Genomic DNA, 17,263 nt, shown 5'->3' on the forward strand with positions numbered 1-17,263 from the left:
ACGGGCGCGGGGCGCCCCGGGGCGGGGGGGGGGGGGGGGGGCCGGGGGGGGGGGGGCGGGGCCCCCGGGGGGGGGGCGGCCGGGGGGGTGCGGGGGGGGGGCCCGGGCCCCCGGACGGGCCCCCGCCACCGGGCGCGTGCGCTACAGACCGGCGAAGCCGTCCTCCAGGACCGCGAAGGCGCGGTCGACCAGCTCGGCGATGTCCTCGGCGCCCTCGGACTCGGCCCACCGCAGCACCGCCTCGGTGGTGACCGCGGCGAGCGCGGTGGCGGCGACCCGCATCCCGAAGGTCGGCTCCGGGAGGCCGGAGCGCCGGGTCAGCACGGTGAGGTAGAGCTGCCGCGGGTCGTTGGCGTTGTCCAGCACCCGGGCGCGCAGCGCCGGGACCTCCCTGACCAGCCGCATCCGGACGAGCATCTCCTCGCGCTCGTGGTCCATCAGGTGCCGGATCAAGCCGATGACGGCCTCCCGGCAGGAGCGCAGAAACGGTTCGTCGGAGGGGCGGGCGAGCAGGGCCTCGATCATCGCCGGGTCGTACTCGTCGGTGAGGACGAGGTCCTCCTTGGTGGCGAAGTACCGGAAGAAGGTGGACGGGGAGACCTCGGCGGCGGCCGCGATCCGGTCCACCGTGGTGTTCTCGTAGCCCAGCTCGGCGATCAGCCGGTACGCCTCGCGGCGGATGGCCTGGCGGGTCTTCAGCTTCTTCCGCTCGCGCAGCGACAGCGGCGCCTCCAGCATCGCCTGGATCGGATTGCCCGGTCCCGTCGGAGGTGCCGCTGCCGGCTGCGTCGCGTTCATGTCTTCGATTATCCGCGATCGGCCACGGGCACCGCGGCGGCTCCGGCGGGCGGCCCGGCCGGTTCCACGGCGGGCATCCGCAGCGCGACCAGCACCGCCGACAGCACCGCGATCACCCCGGAGACCAGCAGCACCACCGTCATCCCGTGCACGTAGGCGCCGTGCGCGGAGGCGGCCAGCGCGGGGTCGCCGGCCGCGGCGGCGACCGCGTCGGCGGCGACCACCGACCGCCCGGCCTGCTCGGCCGCGCCCGCCGCCAGCCCGCCGGTGTCCAGCGCGTCCCGGTAGGCGCCGGCGAGCAGGCTGCCGAAGACGGCCACCCCGATCGCCCCGCCGACCTGGCGGAAGGTCTGCAGCAGTCCGGAGCCGACGCCGGCCCGGGCGGGCGGCAGCGTGAGCAGGGCGGTGGCCTGCGCGGTGATGAGGGACAGGCCCATGCCGGTCCCGAGCAGGGTGAGCCAGAGGGCGGCGAGGCCGTAGCCGTCGGAGACCTCCGTCCGGCTGCCGATCAGCAGGGCGCCGGCCAGCAGGGCCAGCCCCAGGACGATCACCGTCCGGGGGCTGCTGCGGGCGACCAGCTTGTCGCTGAGCCGGGCGGCCACCATCAGGCCGAGCATCATCGGCATCAGCCGCAGGCCGGTGCCGAAGGCGTCCGCGCCGAGGACGCTCTGGAAGTACAGCGGGAGCACGAAGAACGCGCCGAACAGGACCAGCGACACCAGCGTCGCGGCCACCGTCGACCAGCGGAAGGCGGCGTCGGCGAGCAGCGACAGGTCGAGCATCGGGGCGCTGCGGCGCCGGCTGCGCAGCACCAGCAGGGTGAGCGCGAGCAGCGCGCCGCCGACGGTGCCGAGCACCAGCGGGTCGGCCCAGCCGCGCTCGGGGCTCTCGATGATGCCGTAGGTGAGCGCGGCCAGCCCGCCGGCGCCGAGCAGGGTGGCGGGCACGTCGATCGGGGGAGCGGCGGGGTTGCGGGTCTCCGGCAGCAGGACGGCGCAGGCGGTGATGCCGATCGCCACCAGCGGCAGGTTGATCGCGAAGACCGCGCCCCACCAGTAGTGCTGGAGGACGAAGCCGCCGATCAGCGGGCCGAGCGGGGTGCCGACGGCCAGCGCCGCGGCCAGGATCGCGGTGGCGCGCCGCTGCTCGCCGGGCGGGAAGAGCCCGGGGATCACCGCCATGGACATCGGCATCACCAGCGCGCCGGCCAGGCCCATCGCGGCGCGGGCGGCGATCAGCGTGTCCGGGCTGTCGGCGAGCATGCCGACCGCGGAGGCGAGGCCGAACAGGGCCAGGCCCAGGGTGAGGGTGAAGCGGCGGCCGAAGCGGTCGCCGATCAGTCCGGCGGGGAGCATCACGGCGGCGAAGACCACCGTGTAGGAGTCGACGATCCACTGCTGCTGGCCGGTGGTGGCCCGGAGCTGCGAGGCCAGGGTGGGCAGGGCCACGTTCAGGACCGTCATGTCGAGGCTGATCACCAGGACGCTCAGCGCGACCGCGACGAGCGCGAGCCAGCGCCGTGGGTCCGGGCCGGGCGGGGCCGCCTGGCCGTCGGCGGGCGGAGTGGGCACGGGGGACCTCCGGAAACCTGGAAAGGAGTCGCTGTCAAATGACAGTAACTCCCAAAAGATGGCGGCCGTCAATGCGGGGCGGCCGCCGGAGGCTCGTCACGCTCCGTGATGTGTCCTGGAAGTGCGCGTTCCGCACGGGGAATTGACGCAACGTTGATCTGTCGTTCGCTGCTTTCGGGCGGTTGCGGGTGACTGACGGTAGATACGATGTGGCCGTCGGTCAGTGCGGGCCGATGCGTGCCGAGAGCGGAGAAGGGGTGGGGCGGCAGGGGCCGACCACGAGCCCGGCGCAGGAAGGGGAAGCCGAAATGGCCGTTCGGGAGTCGGGTGCTCAGATCTGGGGCGCCGCGGTGGTGGTGGGATCGGCGCTGGCCGTGGTCGCGGCCTATCTGATCCACGGCGCCGCGCTGGTGCTGGTGGTCGCCGGGATCGAGGTGCTGCTGCTGATGGTCTACGTGGGCCGGCGCTGGAGGCTGCTCCACCAGGCCCCGGATCCGCAGCGCCGGTCGGCGCCGCGTGCGCACCGGACGGCCGGCGGCACGGTGGACGCCGCGCACTGCGAGCGCTGCCGCCGGGCCCGGGAGGCCATCGACGCGCGCCAGGCCGGGCGGCCGGTCCGCGCCCCGTACGTGCACGAGCGCCACGACCGGCCGCGCGAGCGCCGGCGCGACGGGGCGCGCGAGCGGGCGCCGTACGAGCGGACGCCGCACGACCGGGCCCACGAGCGCCCGCTCCACGAGCGCCCGGTCCGGGAGTGGACGGCGGAACGGGCGGCCGTCCGGTCGCACGACCGGCCGACCGCCCGTCACGGGGCGCCGGGCTCAGCCGGCCGCGCTGTAGGCCACCAGTGAGACTCCGACGTACTGCGTGATGAAGGCCCCGAGGGTGAAGGCGTGGAACACCTCGTGGAAGCCGAACCAGCGCGGTGACGGGTCGGGCCGCTTGAGCCCGTACACGACGCCGCCGATGCTGTAGAGCACGCCGCCGACGATCATCAGCACCAGGACGGCGACACCGCCGGCGCGCAGGAAGTCCGGCAGGAAGAACGCCGCGGCCCAGCCCAGCGCGAGGTACACCGGCGTGTAGAGCCAGCGCGGCGCGCCGACCCAGAAGACCCGGAAGGCTATCCCGGCCAGCGCGCCGCCCCAGACCGCCCAGAGCAGCACCTGCCGGGCGGCGCCGTCCAGCAGCAGGATGGTGAACGGGGTGTAGGTCCCCGCGATGATCAGGAAGATGTTCGCGTGGTCCAGCCGGCGCAGCACCGCTTCGCCGCGCGGGCCCCAGTGGAAGCGGTGGTAGACCGCGCTGACCCCGAAGAGCAGCCAGGCGCTGACGGAGTAGATCGCGCAGGCGATCCTCGCGGGGCCCGGTTCGGCCAGGCAGATCAGGACGATCCCGGCGGCCACCGTGGCGGGGAACATTCCGGCGTGCAGCCAGCCGCGCCACTTCGGCTTGCTCTCCACACGCTCCGTGCTCTCCAGGAGCTCAGCAGTCATGAGCGGCATGCTACCCGCTACCTACGGCTCCGTAGGTTACTGAGTCGTAGGAAGTGGCGCTCATCACGACTTGGACGTTTTGGAGTATTGGATCGAGGGGGTGCAGGCCTTCGGGAGCGTCGGAAGAGCCTCCCTACTGACCAATAATCATCCGTACTGTAGTAAAAGATGCGTCAACTCTGCCGATCTGCCGCGTTGAGGACGGGGGTCCGGAGCTACGCTGCAAGCACCCTCAACCCCCGCTACGCCGTCTCCCCGCCGGGATGGCGTGAAACGGAGCGATCGTGTCGAACGAGAACTCGGCTGCTCTCAGCGCCGCGCCCACCCGCCACCAGCGTCTGCTGGCGTGGGTGGACGAGATCGCGGAGCTCACCCAGCCGGACCGCGTCGAGTGGTGCGACGGTTCCGAGGAGGAGTACCAGCGCCTCGCGGACCTGCTCGTCGCCCAGGGCACTTTCAAGAAGCTCAACGAGGAGAAGCGACCCAACTCCTACTACGCCGCCTCGGACCCCTCGGACGTGGCGCGCGTGGAGGACCGCACCTTCATCTGCTCCGAGCAGGAGAAGGACGCCGGCCCGACCAACCACTGGAAGGCTCCCGCCGAGATGCGCGAGATCTTCCAGGGCGAGCAGGGCCTGTTCCGCGGCGCCATGAAGGGCCGCACCATGTACGTCGTGCCGTTCTCGATGGGCCCGGTCGGCTCCCCCCTGGCCGCCTACGGCGTCGAGATCACCGACTCCGCCTACGTCGCCGTGTCGATGCGCGTGATGACCCGCATGGGCCGGGCCGTGCTCGACCAGCTCGGCGAGGACGGCGACTTCGTCAAGGCCGTGCACACCGTCGGCGCCCCGCTCGCCGAGGGCCAGGCGGACGTGCCGTGGCCGTGCAGCAGCACCAAGTACATCTCGCACTTCCCGGAGACCCGCGAGATCTGGTCCTTCGGCTCCGGCTACGGCGGCAACGCCCTGCTCGGCAAGAAGTGCTACGCGCTGCGCATCGCCTCGACCATGGCCCGCGACGAGGGCTGGCTGGCCGAGCACATGCTCATTCTGAAGCTCACCCCGCCGGCGGGCCCCGCGGGCGAGGCCGAGCCCAAGTACGTCGCCGCCGCCTTCCCGTCCGCCTGCGGCAAGACCAACCTGGCGATGCTCCAGCCCACCATCCCGGGCTGGAAGGTCGAGACGATCGGCGACGACATCGCCTGGATGCGCTTCGGCGCCGACGGCCGGCTGTACGCCATCAACCCCGAGGCGGGCTTCTTCGGCGTCGCCCCCGGCACCGGTGTCGACACCAACGCCAACGCGATCGACACCCTCTGGGGCAACACCGTCTTCACCAACGTCGCGCTGACCGACGACGGCGACGTCTGGTGGGAGGGCCTCACCGACGAGAAGCCCGCCCACCTGACCGACTGGCGCGGCGACGACTGGACGCCGGAGTCCGGCACCCCGGCCGCCCACCCGAACGCCCGCTTCGCCGTCCCGGCCGCGCAGTGCCCGACCATCGCCCCCGAGTGGGAGGACCCGGCGGGTGTGCCGATCTCGGCCATCCTGTTCGGCGGCCGCCGCGCCACCGCCGTCCCGCTGGTGACGGAGTCCTTCAACTGGCAGCACGGCGTCTTCCTCGGCGCCAACATCGCCTCCGAGAAGACCGCCGCCGCCGAGGGCACCGTCGGCGAGCTGCGCCGCGACCCGTTCGCGATGCTGCCGTTCTGCGGCTACAACATGGGCGACTACTTCGCCCACTGGCTGAAGGTCGGCGCCCTGGCGGACGCCGCCAAGCTGCCGAAGATCTACTACGTCAACTGGTTCCGCAAGAACGCCGACGGCAAGTTCGTCTGGCCGGGCTACGGCGAGAACAGCCGGGTGCTGAAGTGGGTCGTCGAGCGGCTGGAGGGCACCGGCGCGGGCGTCGAGACCCCGATCGGCGTGCTGCCGACCGTCGAGGGCTTCGACCTGGACGGCCTGGAGCTGTCGAAGGAGGACCTCGACCTGCTCTTCACCGTCGACGCCGACATCTGGCGTCAGGAGGCCGCGCTCGTCCCGGCCCACCTGGAGATGTTCGGTGAGCACACGCCCACCGCACTGTGGGACGAGTACCGGGACCTGGTCGCCCGCCTCGGCTGAGCCTGAGCCTCAGCAGGAGCGGTAGAGAGGCCGGCGCGCGGCACGAACCGCGCGCCGGCCGGCGACAGGACGGCCGGAGCCCCGGTGGACGATCTTTCCCCGACCAAGGAGATCGCCCGGACCGGGACTCCGGCCGTAGCTCTTTTCCGGCCCGCCCGGCCGAGGCTCGTCCGGGGCCCCCGGGCCGCCCGCCCTACGGCTGGGTGTAGCCGCCGAGGAAGACGCCGATCCGGGTGACCGCGTCGGTGATCTCCTCCGCGCGCGGCAGGGTGACCAGCCGGAAGTGGTCCGGCTCGGGCCAGTTGAAGCCGGTGCCCTGGACCAGCAGGATCCGTTCGGCCCGCAGCAGGTCGAGCACCATCCTGGCGTCGTCCTTGATCTTGAAGACCTTGGGGTCCAGCCGGGGGAAGGCGTACAGCGCGCCCTTCGGCTTCACGCAGCTGACCCCGGGGATCTCGTTGAGCAGCCGGTACGCGGCGTCCCGGGACTCCAGCAGCCGGCCGCCGGGCAGGACCAGGTCCTTGATCGACTGGCGTCCGCCGAGCGCCGCGGCCACCGCGTGCTGGGCCGGCATGTTGGCACACAGCCGCATCGAGGCGAGCACGTTCAGGCCCTCGACGTAGCTGCGGGCGTGGGTGCGCTCGCCGGAGAGCACCATCCAGCCGGAGCGGAAGCCCGCCACCCGGTAGGACTTGGACAGGCCGTTGAAGGTGACGCAGAAGAGGTCCGGCGCCAGGCTGGCGAGCGGGACGTGCTCGGCGTCGTCGTAGAGGATCTTGTCGTAGATCTCGTCCGCGTAGATCACCAGCCGGTGCCGGCGGGCGATCCCGGCCAGCCCCTCCAGCACCTCGCGCGGGTAGACGGCGCCGGTCGGGTTGTTGGGGTTGATCACCACCAGCGCCCTGGTCCGGTCGGTGACCTTGGACTCGATGTCCGCGAGGTCCGGGTACCACTCGGACTGCTCGTCGCAGCGGTAGTGCACGGCGGTGCCGCCGGCCAGCGAGACGGACGCCGTCCACAGCGGGTAGTCCGGGGCCGGGACGAGCACCTCGTCGCCGTCGTCCAGCAGCGCGGTCATCGCCAGCTGGATCAGTTCGGAGACGCCGTTGCCGAGGAAGACGTCCTCGACGGTCAGGCCGTCCAGGCCGCGCTCCTCGTAGTGCATCACCACGGCGCGGCGCGCGGAGAGCAGACCCTTGGAGTCGCCGTAACCGTGCGCGGTGGAGAGGTTGCGCAGGATGTCCTGGAGGATCTCCGGGGGCGCGTCGAAGCCGAACAGCGCGGGATTGCCGGTGTTGAGCTTCAGGATGCGGTGGCCCTGTTCCTCCAGCCGCATCGCCTCGTCGAGCACCGGACCGCGGATGTCGTAGCAGACATTGGCGAGCTTGCTGGACTGGATGACCTGCATGCCTGCCTACTTTAGGGGTACGAACGGGCACTTCGGCGCGTGTCGCCGCACCCGCGCGGGACCCCCGGAGCCCGCCGTTCCGCTCCGCCTTCGATCAGGAGGCGCAGCCCCCGGGCCGCCTTGTGGATCGGCGGCCGGGCGCCCGGAACGGCGCCGAAGACGAGGAGCCCCGGAGGGGTGCCGTCCGGAACGAGACGGACGGCACACTGGTGCGGGCGCCGCCGGCCGTCGGCGGCCGCGTCAGGGGACGGAGGGGGCGGACCGTGATCGCGAGCGCGCTGGGAGCGGTACTGGCCGGACTGCTGGTGGCACCGGCGCTGCGCGGACTGGTGGTGCGCTACGCCGTGCCGCAGGACGAACCGTGGTGCCTGGCCTGCCCGTCCTGCGGGCGTGAGCTGCGCGGACTGCCGCCCACCGGGCGGTGCCCGGGCTGCCGGACCGGGCTCGGCCCCGGCCCCTGGCGGGTGGAGGCGGTCACCGCGGCCGCGGCCGCCGCCGCGCTGGCCGCCGCGCACCCGGCGGACGCGCTGCTGCTGCTCTGGCTGGCCGGGCCCGGTGTGGTGCTCGGCTTCACCGACGCCCGGGTGCACCGGCTGCCCTACCCGCTCACCTGGACGCTGGCGGCGGGCCTCGCGGTGCTGCTGACGGGCGTGCAGCTGGCGCAGGACGCCCCGGGGGTGCTGCTGCGCTGCCTGCTGGTGGCGCTGGCCGCCGGGGTGCTGTTCGAGGTGCCGGTCCAGCTGGGGCTGGTGGGCGCGGGGGACACCGTGCTGGCGCTCGGCCTCGGCGCGCTGCTCGGCCGGTACGGCTGGTCCGCCGCCTTCGCGGGCCTGGCCGCCTTCGTGCTGCTGGCGGGGCTCTGGTCGGTCGGTGTGCTGCTGACCGCCCTGGTGCGCCGCCGTCCGGTGCGCGGCCGGGAGGTGCCGCTGGGGCCGTTCCTGCTGCTCGGCACCCTGCTGGCGGTGCTGGGCCACTCCTGAGCCCGCCGGGGCGGGAGGCGCCCTCCGCCCCGGAACGCGAACGGGCCCGCCGTACCGGTCAGGTACGACGGGCCCGCCGCCGACGCGCAGGCCCCACCCTCAAGGAGCGGCGCGCCGGGGGGAGTTACGGCATCTGGTGGACGAACGAGCCGACCGTGTTGGCGAAGGCGTTCCCGTTCACGGAGTCCCAGTTGGTGGACCAGGTCATCGCGCCCCGGATGGTCGGCCACTTGGCCGGCGGGACGAAGCTTCCGCAGTTCTTGCCGGTGGCCAGGCAGTCCAGCGCGTTGTTGACGACGCTCGGCGCGACGTAGCCGCCACCGGCCGCCTTGCTGGAGGCGGGGATGCCGATGCCGACCTGGTCGGGCCGCAGACCGCCCTGGATGTGGGTGCAGATCTGCGAGGTGATGAAGTCGATGGTGCCCTGGGTGTAGACCTTGCCGTCGCAGCCGTTCATGCCGCCCGAGTTGTAGAACTGGGTGTTGACGACGGTCAGGATGTCCTTGGTGTTCAGCGCCAGCTGGAAGTAGGCGCCGGCGGTGGAGTACATCCCGATGGTCTCCGGGGCCATCGTCAGGACGAAGCTGGAGCCGATCTTGGCCTGGAGGCTGTGCAGGGCGTTGGCCATGTGCGTCGCGTTGACGCCGTTCTCCAGGTCGATGTCGATGCCGTCGAAGCCGTAGTCCTTGATGACGGCGTAGGCGGTGTCGACGAAGGTCTGGGCCGCGGTGGCGTCGTTGACCGAGATGGCGCCGTTCTGGCCGCCGACCGAGATGATGACCTTCTTGCCGGCCGCCTGCTTGGCCTTCACGTCGGCACGGAACTGGGCGTCGGTGTAGCCGCCGAGGCCGGCCGAGAGCTCCGGGTCCAGCTTGAAGGTGATGGCACCGGCGCGGTTGGCGACGGCGTCGGCGAACGAGACCGCGATGATGTCGTACGCGGCCGGGACGTCGCTCAGCTTCTGGAGGTTGTTGCCCTTGTTGTCGAAGTTGTGCCAGTAGCCGGTGATGGCGTGCTTCGGCACCCCGGTGTTCGGGTTGCCGGTGGACGTCGCGGTCGGCGTCGGGGTGACCGTCTGGGTCGGGGTGGGGGTGACCGTCTGGGTGGGGGTCGGGGTGACGGTCTGGGTCGGCGTGACGGTCGGCGTCACCGTGGGGGTGACGGTCGGGGTGGGGGTGACCGTCGCGGTCGGGCTCGGGGTGACGGGCCCGCCCGGGCCGCTCAGCACGACGTCGTCGGCGAGGAAGGCGCTCTGGCCGTACCAGCCGTGCAGGTAGACGGTGATGCTCTTGGCGCTCGCACCGGTGGTGAAGGTGGTGGAGAGCTGGTTCCAGCTGTTCTGGTTGGACCAGACGCTCGGGTCGGTGCCGCCGGTGCCGCGGGCACCGAGGTAGGCGTACGGGCCCTGGACCCAGGCGCTCAGGGTGTAGCTGGTGTTGGGCAGCACGCTGATGGTCTGGGTGCACTCGGCGGTGTCCCCGGCGCTCGGCGTGGCCTGCAGCGCGCCCGAGCCGGAGTGGACCGGCGTGGAGACGGCGCTCGCCGCGCCGGCGCAGACCCAGCCGCTCAGCGAGCCGTCGAAGCCGCCGTTGGCGACCAGGTTCCCGGCGGCCGCGTTGGCGCCGCCGGCGAAGAGGGCGAGGCCGGTGCCGGCCAGGGCGAGAGCGGTGGCGCCCGCGGCGAGGGCCGGGACGGGGCCGCGGCGGCGCTTGTGCGACACGGGCCGGTTCAGCGTACGGGCCATGGAGGTGCGCTCCTGTGGGGGAGGAGCGGCCGCCGCGGTGGGGGGCGCGGCGGCCGCGTGTGGGGGAGGGCATTGCGTCCGAAGTACTGCCTTGACGAGGGCGGGTCCGGTGTTCTGTTCCGCCCTGGGAACAAAAGCTGGACTAGACCATTGGGGGTCGTCAAGCATTGAACCGTCGGCTTACGGATTCCTTAAGGAATCGGAGACCGTTCCGTATCCGGCCGCCGGGCGTTCCCCGGAGCGTCCCCGGAGCGCCGTTCCGGCGCGTTCAGGCCAACGCGGACGCGCCCGCCGGGACAGACTTCGTACAGGACCGTGACCCTCCCGCGACCTGCGGCTTTCCCTGCCGCCACAGCGCGGGAGTAGGCTGCGCCGGGGGTTCTGAAGCACCCGGTGAAGTGAGCACGGAGGGGCCGAAAACCATGGGTCTGCGCGATGTCGTCGAACGCACGCCGGGTCTGCGCGTCCTGCTGGACGGGATGTACGGCCTCTACGGGCGCCGGGTCGAGGTGCACCTCGCCCGCACCCCGCACCACATCGGCGTGATCCTCGACGGCAACCGCCGCTGGGCCCGCGCGACCGGCGGCTCCACCGCCTACGGCCACCAGCGCGGCGCCGACAAGATCAGCGAGTTCCTCGGCTGGTGCGACGAGACCCACGTCAAGGTCGTCACCCTGTGGATGCTCTCCACCGACAACCTCGACCGCCCGGCCGACGAGCTGGTCCCGCTGCTCGGGATCATCGAGGACGCCGTCACCAACCTCGCCGCCGCCCGCCGCTGGCGGATCAACCCGGTCGGCGCGCTGGACCTGCTGCCGCAGCACACCGCGGACGTCCTGAAGCGGGCGGCCGAGGAGACCGCGGGCATCGAGGGCATCACCGTCAACGTGGCCGTCGGCTACGGCGGCCGGCACGAGATCGCCGACGCCGTCCGTTCGCTGCTCCAGGAGCACGCCGGCCGGGGCACCTCGATCGAGGAACTGGCCGAGATCCTGGACGTCGAGCACATCGCCGAGCACCTCTACACCAAGGGCCAGCCCGACCCCGACCTGGTCATCCGCACCTCGGGCGAGCAGCGGCTCTCCGGCTTCCTGCTCTGGCAGAGCGCGCACAGCGAGTTCTACTTCTGCGAGGCGTACTGGCCGGCCTTCCGCAAGGTCGACTTCCTGCGGGCGCTGCGCGCCTTCGAGCAGCGCAACCGGCGGATGGGTCTCTGACGGGGGCCGGAACGTCCCGGGCGGGCGGGGCCGGCGCCCCGGGCGGGCGGGATTGACCACCGTAGGGGCTGGCCTACCCGGCTGCCGGGCGAGGCCAAACGTTCACCCGCAATGATCCGTCAGTTCTCCGACGGCGCGAATGCACCGCCCCCCGCCTGGGAATACTCCGATCAGACCGGCCCCGAGGCCACCGGGGCAGCGGGGGCCGGCTTGCCGCGGATGACGCAGGGTCATCCGCCCTGGAGGCCTAGTGGTCAGTTCCAAGAGCCGCCGGACACCAGACCGGCGCACGTACGTTCTCGACACCAGTGTGCTCCTGGCGGACCCGCTCGCCATGACCCGCTTCGAGGAGCACGAGGTCGTCCTCCCGGTGGTCGTGGTCACCGAGCTGGAGGCCAAGCGGCACCACCCGGAGCTGGGGTATTTCGCCCGCCAGGCGCTGCGACTGCTCGACGACTACCGGATCCGGTACGGCCGCCTCGACGAGCCCATCCCGGTCGGCGAGCTCGGCGGCACCATCCGGGTGGAGCTCAACCACTCCGACCCGTCGATACTGCCGGCCGGCTACCGGGCCGGTGGCGGCGAGGCCGACACCCGGATCCTGGCGGTGGCCCGCAACCTGCAGGCCGAGGGGTACGACGTCACCGTCGTCTCCAAGGACCTGCCGCTGCGGATCAAGGCGTCCTCGGTCGGCCTGCTCGCCGAGGAGTACCGGGCCGAGCTGGCGATCACCTCCGGCTGGACGGGCATGGCCGAGCTGCACGTCCCGGCCGACGACGTGGACGCGCTGTTCGCGGCCGGCCACGAGGCGGGGGTGGACGTCGACGGCACCGCCGAGCTGCCGGTGCACACCGGACTCGTGCTCACCTCCGAGCGGGGCAAGGCGCTCGGCCGGGTCACCGGCGACGGGCGGGTCCGGCTGGTGCGCGGGGAGCGCGAGGCGTTCGGCCTGCGCGGGCGCAGCGCCGAGCAGCGGGTGGCGCTGGACCTCCTGCTCGACCCGGAGGTCGGGATCGTCTCGCTGGGCGGCCGGGCCGGTACCGGCAAGTCCGCGCTGGCGCTGTGCGCCGGCCTGGAGGCGGTCCTGGAGCGGCAGCAGCACCGCAAGGTGATGGTCTTCCGGCCGCTGTACGCGGTCGGCGGCCAGGAGCTCGGCTACCTCCCGGGCACCGAGACGGAGAAGATGAGCCCCTGGTCCCAGGCGGTCTTCGACACCCTCTCGGCGGTCACCAGCCCGGACGTGATCGAGGAGGTCATCTCCCGGGGCATGCTGGAGGTCCTGCCGCTGACCCACATCCGTGGGCGTTCCCTGCACGACGCCTTCGTGATCGTGGACGAGGCGCAGTCCCTGGAGCGCAACGTCCTGCTGACGGTGCTGTCCCGGATCGGCCAGGGCTCGCGGGTGGTGCTCACCCACGACGTGGCGCAGCGGGACAACCTCCGGGTCGGCCGCTACGACGGCGTGGTGGCGGTGGTGGAGAAGCTGAAGGGGCATCCGCTCTTCGCGCACATCACGCTGACCCGCTCGGAGCGTTCGCCGATCGCGGCGCTGGTGACGGAGATGCTGGAGGACGTCAACCCGTGAGCCGCTGACATCCGGGGCTCATCCTGACCATCCGGACATTCGCGGACAAAAGCACCAATCCCCGGCACGGGGCCCGTTCCTGACGGAGCGGGCCCCGTCCTTTTCATCACATCGAGTGCTTTGCGTCCGGCGAACGCCGGTTCGGTGAATGTGAGATCCGCCACGCAACGGGGAATTGCGTCGACAGGTCCCCGTGCGGCATGGTGAGGGTTCTGTCAGGCCCCGCGTACGGCATGGCAGGGCTTCCGGAAGACCGGGAGTCCGGCCCGGACGGTCCACCAACTCCGGTCGGTGGACGCACAATTGAAAACCGAGAGCCGTACGCCGCCCGATCACAACGCCCGGTCGCCTCACCTCGGCCGGACGCCGGGTCAGTACCTCCCGTGACCAGCACCGTACGGAGGACAGCGCCAAGGGGCATGTTGCGCCCGTACGGTCACGCGTGGGCGATGCTGGAAGGAATCCATGTGACTCGGATCTCGGTCCGGGGAGTTGCTGTCGCCTCCGCCACCGCCGTCACCGCTGTCGGTGCCGTCGTCGGCATGGCCTCGGGCAGCGAGGGCAAGACGACGCAGACGGTCGACGTCGCCGGCGCGACCCTGCTTGCCGAAGTCCCCTCCGGCGCCCAGGCGCAGACCATCAGCGACAACATCGGTACGCAGGCAACCGCCCAGCAGGCCGCCGCCGACGCCGCCGCCAAGGCGGCCGCCGAGCAGAAGGCCGCCGAAGAGGCCGCCCGCCAGCAGGCCGCCGCCGAGGCCCAGGCCAAGGCCGACGCCGCTGCCAAGGAGGCCGCCGAGGCGGCCGCCAAGGCCGAGGCGGAGAAGGCCGCGAAGGCCGCCGAGGAGAAGCGCAAGGCCGACGAGGCCGCCGCGAACCGCTCCAAGGCACGCTCGGCGATGGCCGCCACCGACAGCACCGCGTCCGCCCCCGCGGTCTCGGTCAGCCCCGGTTCGGTGCAGGAGCTGGCCCAGCAGATCGTCGGCAACGACGCCCAGTTCCAGTGCTTCAGCCAGATCGTGAAGCGCGAGAGCGGCTGGAACTACACCGCCACCAACAAGAGCTCCGGCGCGTACGGCCTGGTCCAGGCGCTGCCCGGCTCCAAGATGGCCTCGGCCGGCGCCGACTGGCGCACCAACCCGGCCACCCAGATCAAGTGGGGCCTGAACTACATGAACAGCCGCTACGGCAGCCCCTGCGGCGCCTGGTCGTTCTGGCAGTCGCACCACTGGTACTAGGAACACCACCGCGGCCCCCGGTCACGCACTCGTCGTGACCGGGGGCCGCGGCGTTCGTCTCGACGCGCCGTCCGTGACGGCGCACTCCGCCCGGGGAGCGGGCCGCGCCGCCCGGGCCGCGCTGACCAGTGCGCCGGCGGGCGGTGCGGTCCTGGGTGCGGACGCGGGGACGGGGAGGGGTCCTGGTAGCTCCCCGCGCCGGCCGGTCCGCCGACAGGTGGCTCCGTGTTCCCGACCGACTCCTCCCCGCTGCCCGGCGCCTGAAACCACCGGGGACGTGCTGGTTTGCCCCGGAATCGGCCCCGAAGAACCCGCGCGGAACGTGCCCTCGGAGCGGACTCACCGCCTCCCGGCCGGGTAGCGTCTTCCTGACGGCCGTGGCGGGACCCACGGCGTGCCGCCGCACCGGGCGGCTCCGGCGGGGAGAAGTGGTAACGAGCATGGCGCGGGGCGGAAAGGCCTTCAAGGCCGTGGCCAAGGGCATGGCCGTGGTGGCGAGCGCGGCCGCCGTGATCGAACGGCGTCGGCGGGCCGCGATGGCGGCCGACTTCCACGAACCGCCGCTGTCCGGGCTGCCCCCGCTGCCGGCCGACCCGCTGCCGGGCCCGCGCTCCGGGGCCACCCCGCCGTCCGCGGTCCCCGCGCCGGCTCCCGCTTCCGTTCCCGTTACCGTTCCGGCGCCCGTCCCCGCTCCCGCCGCTCCCACCGTTGCACCCGCTGCACCCGCGCCGCCGTCACCCGCCGTCCCCGCCTCGCACGGGCACTTCGGCCGGCCCGCCACCCCCGCCGAGGCGGTGCCGTGGGGCCTGCGGGTCGCCGCCGAGTCCACCTGGCGGCTGCTGCTCCTCGGCGCCGCGCTGTACGTCGTCTTCTACATCGTCGACATGCTGCGGCTGGTCGCCTTCGCGGTGCTCGCCTCGCTGCTGATCTCCGCGCTGCTGGAGCCCACCGTCTCCTGGCTGCGCCGCCACGGCGTCCCGCGCTCGCTGGCGGCCGGCGGGGTGTTCATGAGCGGACTGGCCGGCATCGGGCTGGTCGGCTGGTTCGTGGTCTGGCAGGTGACGACCAACCTGGAGACCGTCACCAGCAAGGTCAAGGCCGGTGTCGACCAGCTGCGGGACTGGCTGATCACCGGGCCGCTGCACCTCACCGAGCAGCAGATCACCGACTTCGCCAACCAGATCACCAAGGCGATCAGCACCAACACCGAGCAGATCACCTCGGCGAGCATCACCGGCGCGCAGATCGCCGTCGAGGTGCTCACCGCCGTCCTGCTCGCCTTCTTCACCACCTTCTTCCTGCTCTACGACGGCGAGCGGATCTGGAACTGGGCGCTGCGCGGTCTGCCCCGGCACTCCCGCTACGCGATGGCCGGCGCCGGCCCGAAGGCCTGGGCCACGCTCACCGCCTACGTCCGCGGCACCGTCTGCGTGGCCTTCATCGACGCGGTCTGCATCGGCATCGGCATCCAGCTGCTCGGCGTGCCGATGGCCCTGCCGCTCGCCGTGATCATCTTCCTGGGCGCCTTCGTCCCGCTGGTCGGCGCGCTGGTCACCGGGACGGTCGCGGTGCTGATCGCGCTGGTCACCACGACGCCCTGGACGGCGCTGATGGTGCTGGTCGTGCTGATCGCCGTCCAGCAGATCGAGGGCCACGTGCTCCAGCCGCTGATCCTCGGCCGCGCCGTCCGCGTCCACCCCCTCGGCGTGGTCCTCGGCGTGGCCGCCGGCTCCATCATCGGCGGCATCGGCGGCGCCATCGTCGCCGTCCCCCTGATCGCCGTCACCAACACCGTGGTCACCCACCTCCGCCGCCGCAACGAGGCCGGCCAGGCCGTCTTCACCGCCCTCGAAGCCGCCCGCGAAGCCGCCACCCGCCCCCCGACCGCCTGACCCCCCGCCCCCCGACACACACGGACGGGCCCCTCGCCGGGACTCGGGGGGAGTCCGGGGGAGGGGCCCGTTCGGGGTGGTGCGGGTCAGGCGGTGGCGGTCGCGAGGGCGGCCTCGGAGTCGAGGACGCCGGCGACGGCCTGGAGGACGGCGGCGATCTTCATCGAGGCCTGGACGACCTCGCGGTCGACGCCGGCCTTGCGCAGGACGGCCTCGTGGGAGTCGAGGCACTGGCCGCAGCCGTTGATCGCGGAGACCGCGAAGCACCAGAGCTCGAAGTCGACCTTCTCGACGCCCGGGGTGCCGATGATGTTCATCCGCAGACCGGCCCGCATGCTGCTGTACTCCTTGTCGGAGAGCAGGTGCAGCGTCCGGTAGTAGACGTTGTTCATCCCCATGATCGCGGCCGCGCCCTTGGCGGCGTTGTGCGCCTCCGGGGAGAGGTTGGCCTTGGCCTCGGGCTCCAGCTCGCGCAGGACGGCGGGGCTGCGGGTGGCCATCGCGCAGGAGAGGACGGTGCCCCACAGCTGCTGGGCGGGGAGGTCCGAGTTGCCGATGACCGAGCCCAGGTTGAGCTTGAGGTCCTTGGCGTAGTCCGGGAGGGCGGACTTCAGGTCGTCGAGGGCCATGGGTCAGCCCGCCAGCAGGGCCTGGGCGTCGAGGGTGTCCTCGCCCTTGTTCCAGTTGCACGGGCACAGCTCGTCGGTCTGCAGGGCGTCCAGCACCCGCAGGACCTCCTTGGGGTTGCGGCCGACGGAGCCCGCGGTCACCATGGCGAACTGGATCTCGTTGTTCGGGTCGACGATGAAGACGGCGCGCTGGGCGGTGCCGTCCGCGTTCTCGACGCCGCAGGCACGCATCAGGTCGTGCTTGATGTCGGCCAGCATCGGGAACGGCAGGTCGTTGAGGTCCTTGTGGTCCTTGCGCCAGGCGTGGTGCACGAACTCCGAGTCGCCGGAGACGCCGAAGATCTTGGCGTCACGGTCGGCGAACTCCTCGTTCAGCTTGCCGAACGCGGCGATCTCGGTCGGACAGACGAAGGTGAAGTCCATCGGCCAGAAGAAGACGACCTTCCAGCCGTTCTGGTCCTCCGAGGTGTAGTCCTTGAACTCCAGCTTGTCAGCGGACGGGCCTTCCACGCCCTTGAGGTTGTAGGCCGGGAACTGGTCGCCGATCGTCAGCACGTTCGCTTCTCCTGAGAGGGGTGG

The 17,263-nt window shown here is 72.3% G+C and carries 14 protein-coding genes; 7 read left to right on the plus strand and 7 right to left on the minus strand.

From position 1 onward, the window contains the following. Nucleotides 1-141 precede the first annotated feature (141 nt). Nucleotides 142-798, minus strand: coding sequence for a TetR family transcriptional regulator (locus ACFXAM_RS24220; RefSeq protein ID WP_380294331.1), 657 nt, complete (start codon nucleotides 796-798; stop codon nucleotides 142-144). Between the two features lie 8 nt (nucleotides 799-806). After that, nucleotides 807-2,369 carry an MFS transporter gene (locus tag ACFXAM_RS24225; RefSeq protein ID WP_380294332.1) on the minus strand — a complete coding sequence of 521 codons (1,563 nt, stop codon included), beginning with the start codon at nucleotides 2,367-2,369 and terminating at the stop codon, nucleotides 807-809. Between the two features lie 308 nt (nucleotides 2,370-2,677). On the opposite strand from ACFXAM_RS24225, the gene ACFXAM_RS24230 reads away from it, so the two are divergent. Continuing rightward, nucleotides 2,678-3,220: a hypothetical protein gene (locus ACFXAM_RS24230; protein ID WP_380294333.1), complete on the plus strand. Its 543-nt coding sequence runs from the start codon at nucleotides 2,678-2,680 to the stop codon at nucleotides 3,218-3,220. On the opposite strand, the gene ACFXAM_RS24235 is transcribed toward ACFXAM_RS24230, so the two are convergent. Further along, nucleotides 3,191-3,865 carry a hemolysin III family protein gene (locus tag ACFXAM_RS24235; RefSeq protein WP_380294334.1) on the minus strand — a complete coding sequence of 225 codons (675 nt, stop codon included), beginning with the start codon at nucleotides 3,863-3,865 and terminating at the stop codon, nucleotides 3,191-3,193. The two genes, ACFXAM_RS24230 and ACFXAM_RS24235, sit on opposite strands and share 30 nt — an antisense overlap. Before the next feature lie 284 nt (nucleotides 3,866-4,149). Here ACFXAM_RS24235 and ACFXAM_RS24240 point away from each other — a divergent pair, with 284 nt between their 5' ends. Continuing rightward, on the plus strand, nucleotides 4,150-5,991 hold the full coding sequence (locus ACFXAM_RS24240) for a phosphoenolpyruvate carboxykinase (GTP) (RefSeq protein ID WP_380294335.1): 1,842 nt from the start codon (nucleotides 4,150-4,152) through the stop codon (nucleotides 5,989-5,991). A 193-nt stretch (nucleotides 5,992-6,184) separates the two neighbouring features. On the opposite strand, the gene ACFXAM_RS24245 is transcribed toward ACFXAM_RS24240, so the two are convergent. After that, entirely contained in the window at nucleotides 6,185-7,399 is a 1,215-nt protein-coding gene (locus tag ACFXAM_RS24245) for a pyridoxal phosphate-dependent aminotransferase (RefSeq protein ID WP_380294336.1), read from the minus strand. 263 nt (nucleotides 7,400-7,662) lie between these two features. On the opposite strand from ACFXAM_RS24245, the gene ACFXAM_RS24250 reads away from it, so the two are divergent. Continuing rightward, nucleotides 7,663-8,379: a prepilin peptidase gene (locus ACFXAM_RS24250; RefSeq protein WP_380294337.1), complete on the plus strand. Its 717-nt coding sequence runs from the start codon at nucleotides 7,663-7,665 to the stop codon at nucleotides 8,377-8,379. A 124-nt stretch (nucleotides 8,380-8,503) separates the two neighbouring features. On the opposite strand, the gene ACFXAM_RS24255 is transcribed toward ACFXAM_RS24250, so the two are convergent. Further along, nucleotides 8,504-10,123, minus strand: coding sequence for a chitinase (locus ACFXAM_RS24255; protein WP_380294338.1), 1,620 nt, complete (start codon nucleotides 10,121-10,123; stop codon nucleotides 8,504-8,506). 422 nt (nucleotides 10,124-10,545) lie between these two features. Here ACFXAM_RS24255 and ACFXAM_RS24260 point away from each other — a divergent pair, with 422 nt between their 5' ends. The 4 genes from ACFXAM_RS24260 (at nucleotide 10,546) to ACFXAM_RS24275 (ending at nucleotide 16,055) form a co-directional block, all read left to right on the plus strand. Continuing rightward, a complete protein-coding gene (locus ACFXAM_RS24260; RefSeq protein ID WP_380294339.1) occupies nucleotides 10,546-11,340 on the plus strand; it encodes an isoprenyl transferase in 795 nt (264 codons plus the stop codon). A 250-nt stretch (nucleotides 11,341-11,590) separates the two neighbouring features. Further along, nucleotides 11,591-12,925 (plus strand): PhoH family protein, encoded by a 1,335-nt coding sequence (locus tag ACFXAM_RS24265; protein WP_380294340.1) that lies wholly within the window; start codon nucleotides 11,591-11,593, stop codon nucleotides 12,923-12,925. Nucleotides 12,926-13,392: 467 nt separating this feature from the next. Continuing rightward, on the plus strand, nucleotides 13,393-14,163 hold the full coding sequence (locus ACFXAM_RS24270; protein ID WP_380294341.1) for a transglycosylase SLT domain-containing protein: 771 nt from the start codon (nucleotides 13,393-13,395) through the stop codon (nucleotides 14,161-14,163). A gap of 440 nt (nucleotides 14,164-14,603) precedes the next feature. Next, complete coding sequence (locus tag ACFXAM_RS24275) at nucleotides 14,604-16,055, plus strand: AI-2E family transporter (protein WP_380294342.1); 1,452 nt, start codon at nucleotides 14,604-14,606, stop codon at nucleotides 16,053-16,055. A gap of 86 nt (nucleotides 16,056-16,141) precedes the next feature. Here ACFXAM_RS24275 and ACFXAM_RS24280 read toward each other — a convergent pair whose 3' ends face one another. Both ACFXAM_RS24280 and ACFXAM_RS24285 read right to left on the minus strand, forming a co-directional pair. Beyond that, complete coding sequence (locus tag ACFXAM_RS24280) at nucleotides 16,142-16,684, minus strand: alkyl hydroperoxide reductase (protein WP_380294343.1); 543 nt, start codon at nucleotides 16,682-16,684, stop codon at nucleotides 16,142-16,144. 3 nt (nucleotides 16,685-16,687) lie between these two features. Continuing rightward, the gene (locus tag ACFXAM_RS24285; RefSeq protein WP_380294345.1) at nucleotides 16,688-17,239 is read right to left on the minus strand and encodes a peroxiredoxin; all 552 of its coding nucleotides are present in this window, start codon (nucleotides 17,237-17,239) and stop codon (nucleotides 16,688-16,690) included. Nucleotides 17,240-17,263: the final 24 nt, after the last annotated feature.

Origin of the sequence: Kitasatospora sp. NPDC059462 (assembly GCF_042749955.1) — a bacterium.
In the GTDB taxonomy this organism is placed as follows: Bacteria; Actinomycetota; Actinomycetes; order Streptomycetales; family Streptomycetaceae; genus Kitasatospora.

Coding starts and splice junctions, on each gene's coding strand:
- ACFXAM_RS24255 (WP_380294338.1), bottom strand. CDS start 10,123: ATGGCCCGTACGCTGAACCGGCCCGTGTCGCACAAGCGCCGCCGCGGC.
- ACFXAM_RS24245 (WP_380294336.1), bottom strand. CDS start 7,399: ATGCAGGTCATCCAGTCCAGCAAGCTCGCCAATGTCTGCTACGACATC.
- ACFXAM_RS24280 (WP_380294343.1), bottom strand. CDS start 16,684: ATGGCCCTCGACGACCTGAAGTCCGCCCTCCCGGACTACGCCAAGGAC.
- ACFXAM_RS24235 (WP_380294334.1), bottom strand. CDS start 3,865: ATGACTGCTGAGCTCCTGGAGAGCACGGAGCGTGTGGAGAGCAAGCCG.
- ACFXAM_RS24220 (WP_380294331.1), bottom strand. CDS start 798: ATGAACGCGACGCAGCCGGCAGCGGCACCTCCGACGGGACCGGGCAAT.
- ACFXAM_RS24275 (WP_380294342.1), top strand. CDS start 14,604: ATGGCGCGGGGCGGAAAGGCCTTCAAGGCCGTGGCCAAGGGCATGGCC.
- ACFXAM_RS24230 (WP_380294333.1), top strand. CDS start 2,678: ATGGCCGTTCGGGAGTCGGGTGCTCAGATCTGGGGCGCCGCGGTGGTG.
- ACFXAM_RS24260 (WP_380294339.1), top strand. CDS start 10,546: ATGGGTCTGCGCGATGTCGTCGAACGCACGCCGGGTCTGCGCGTCCTG.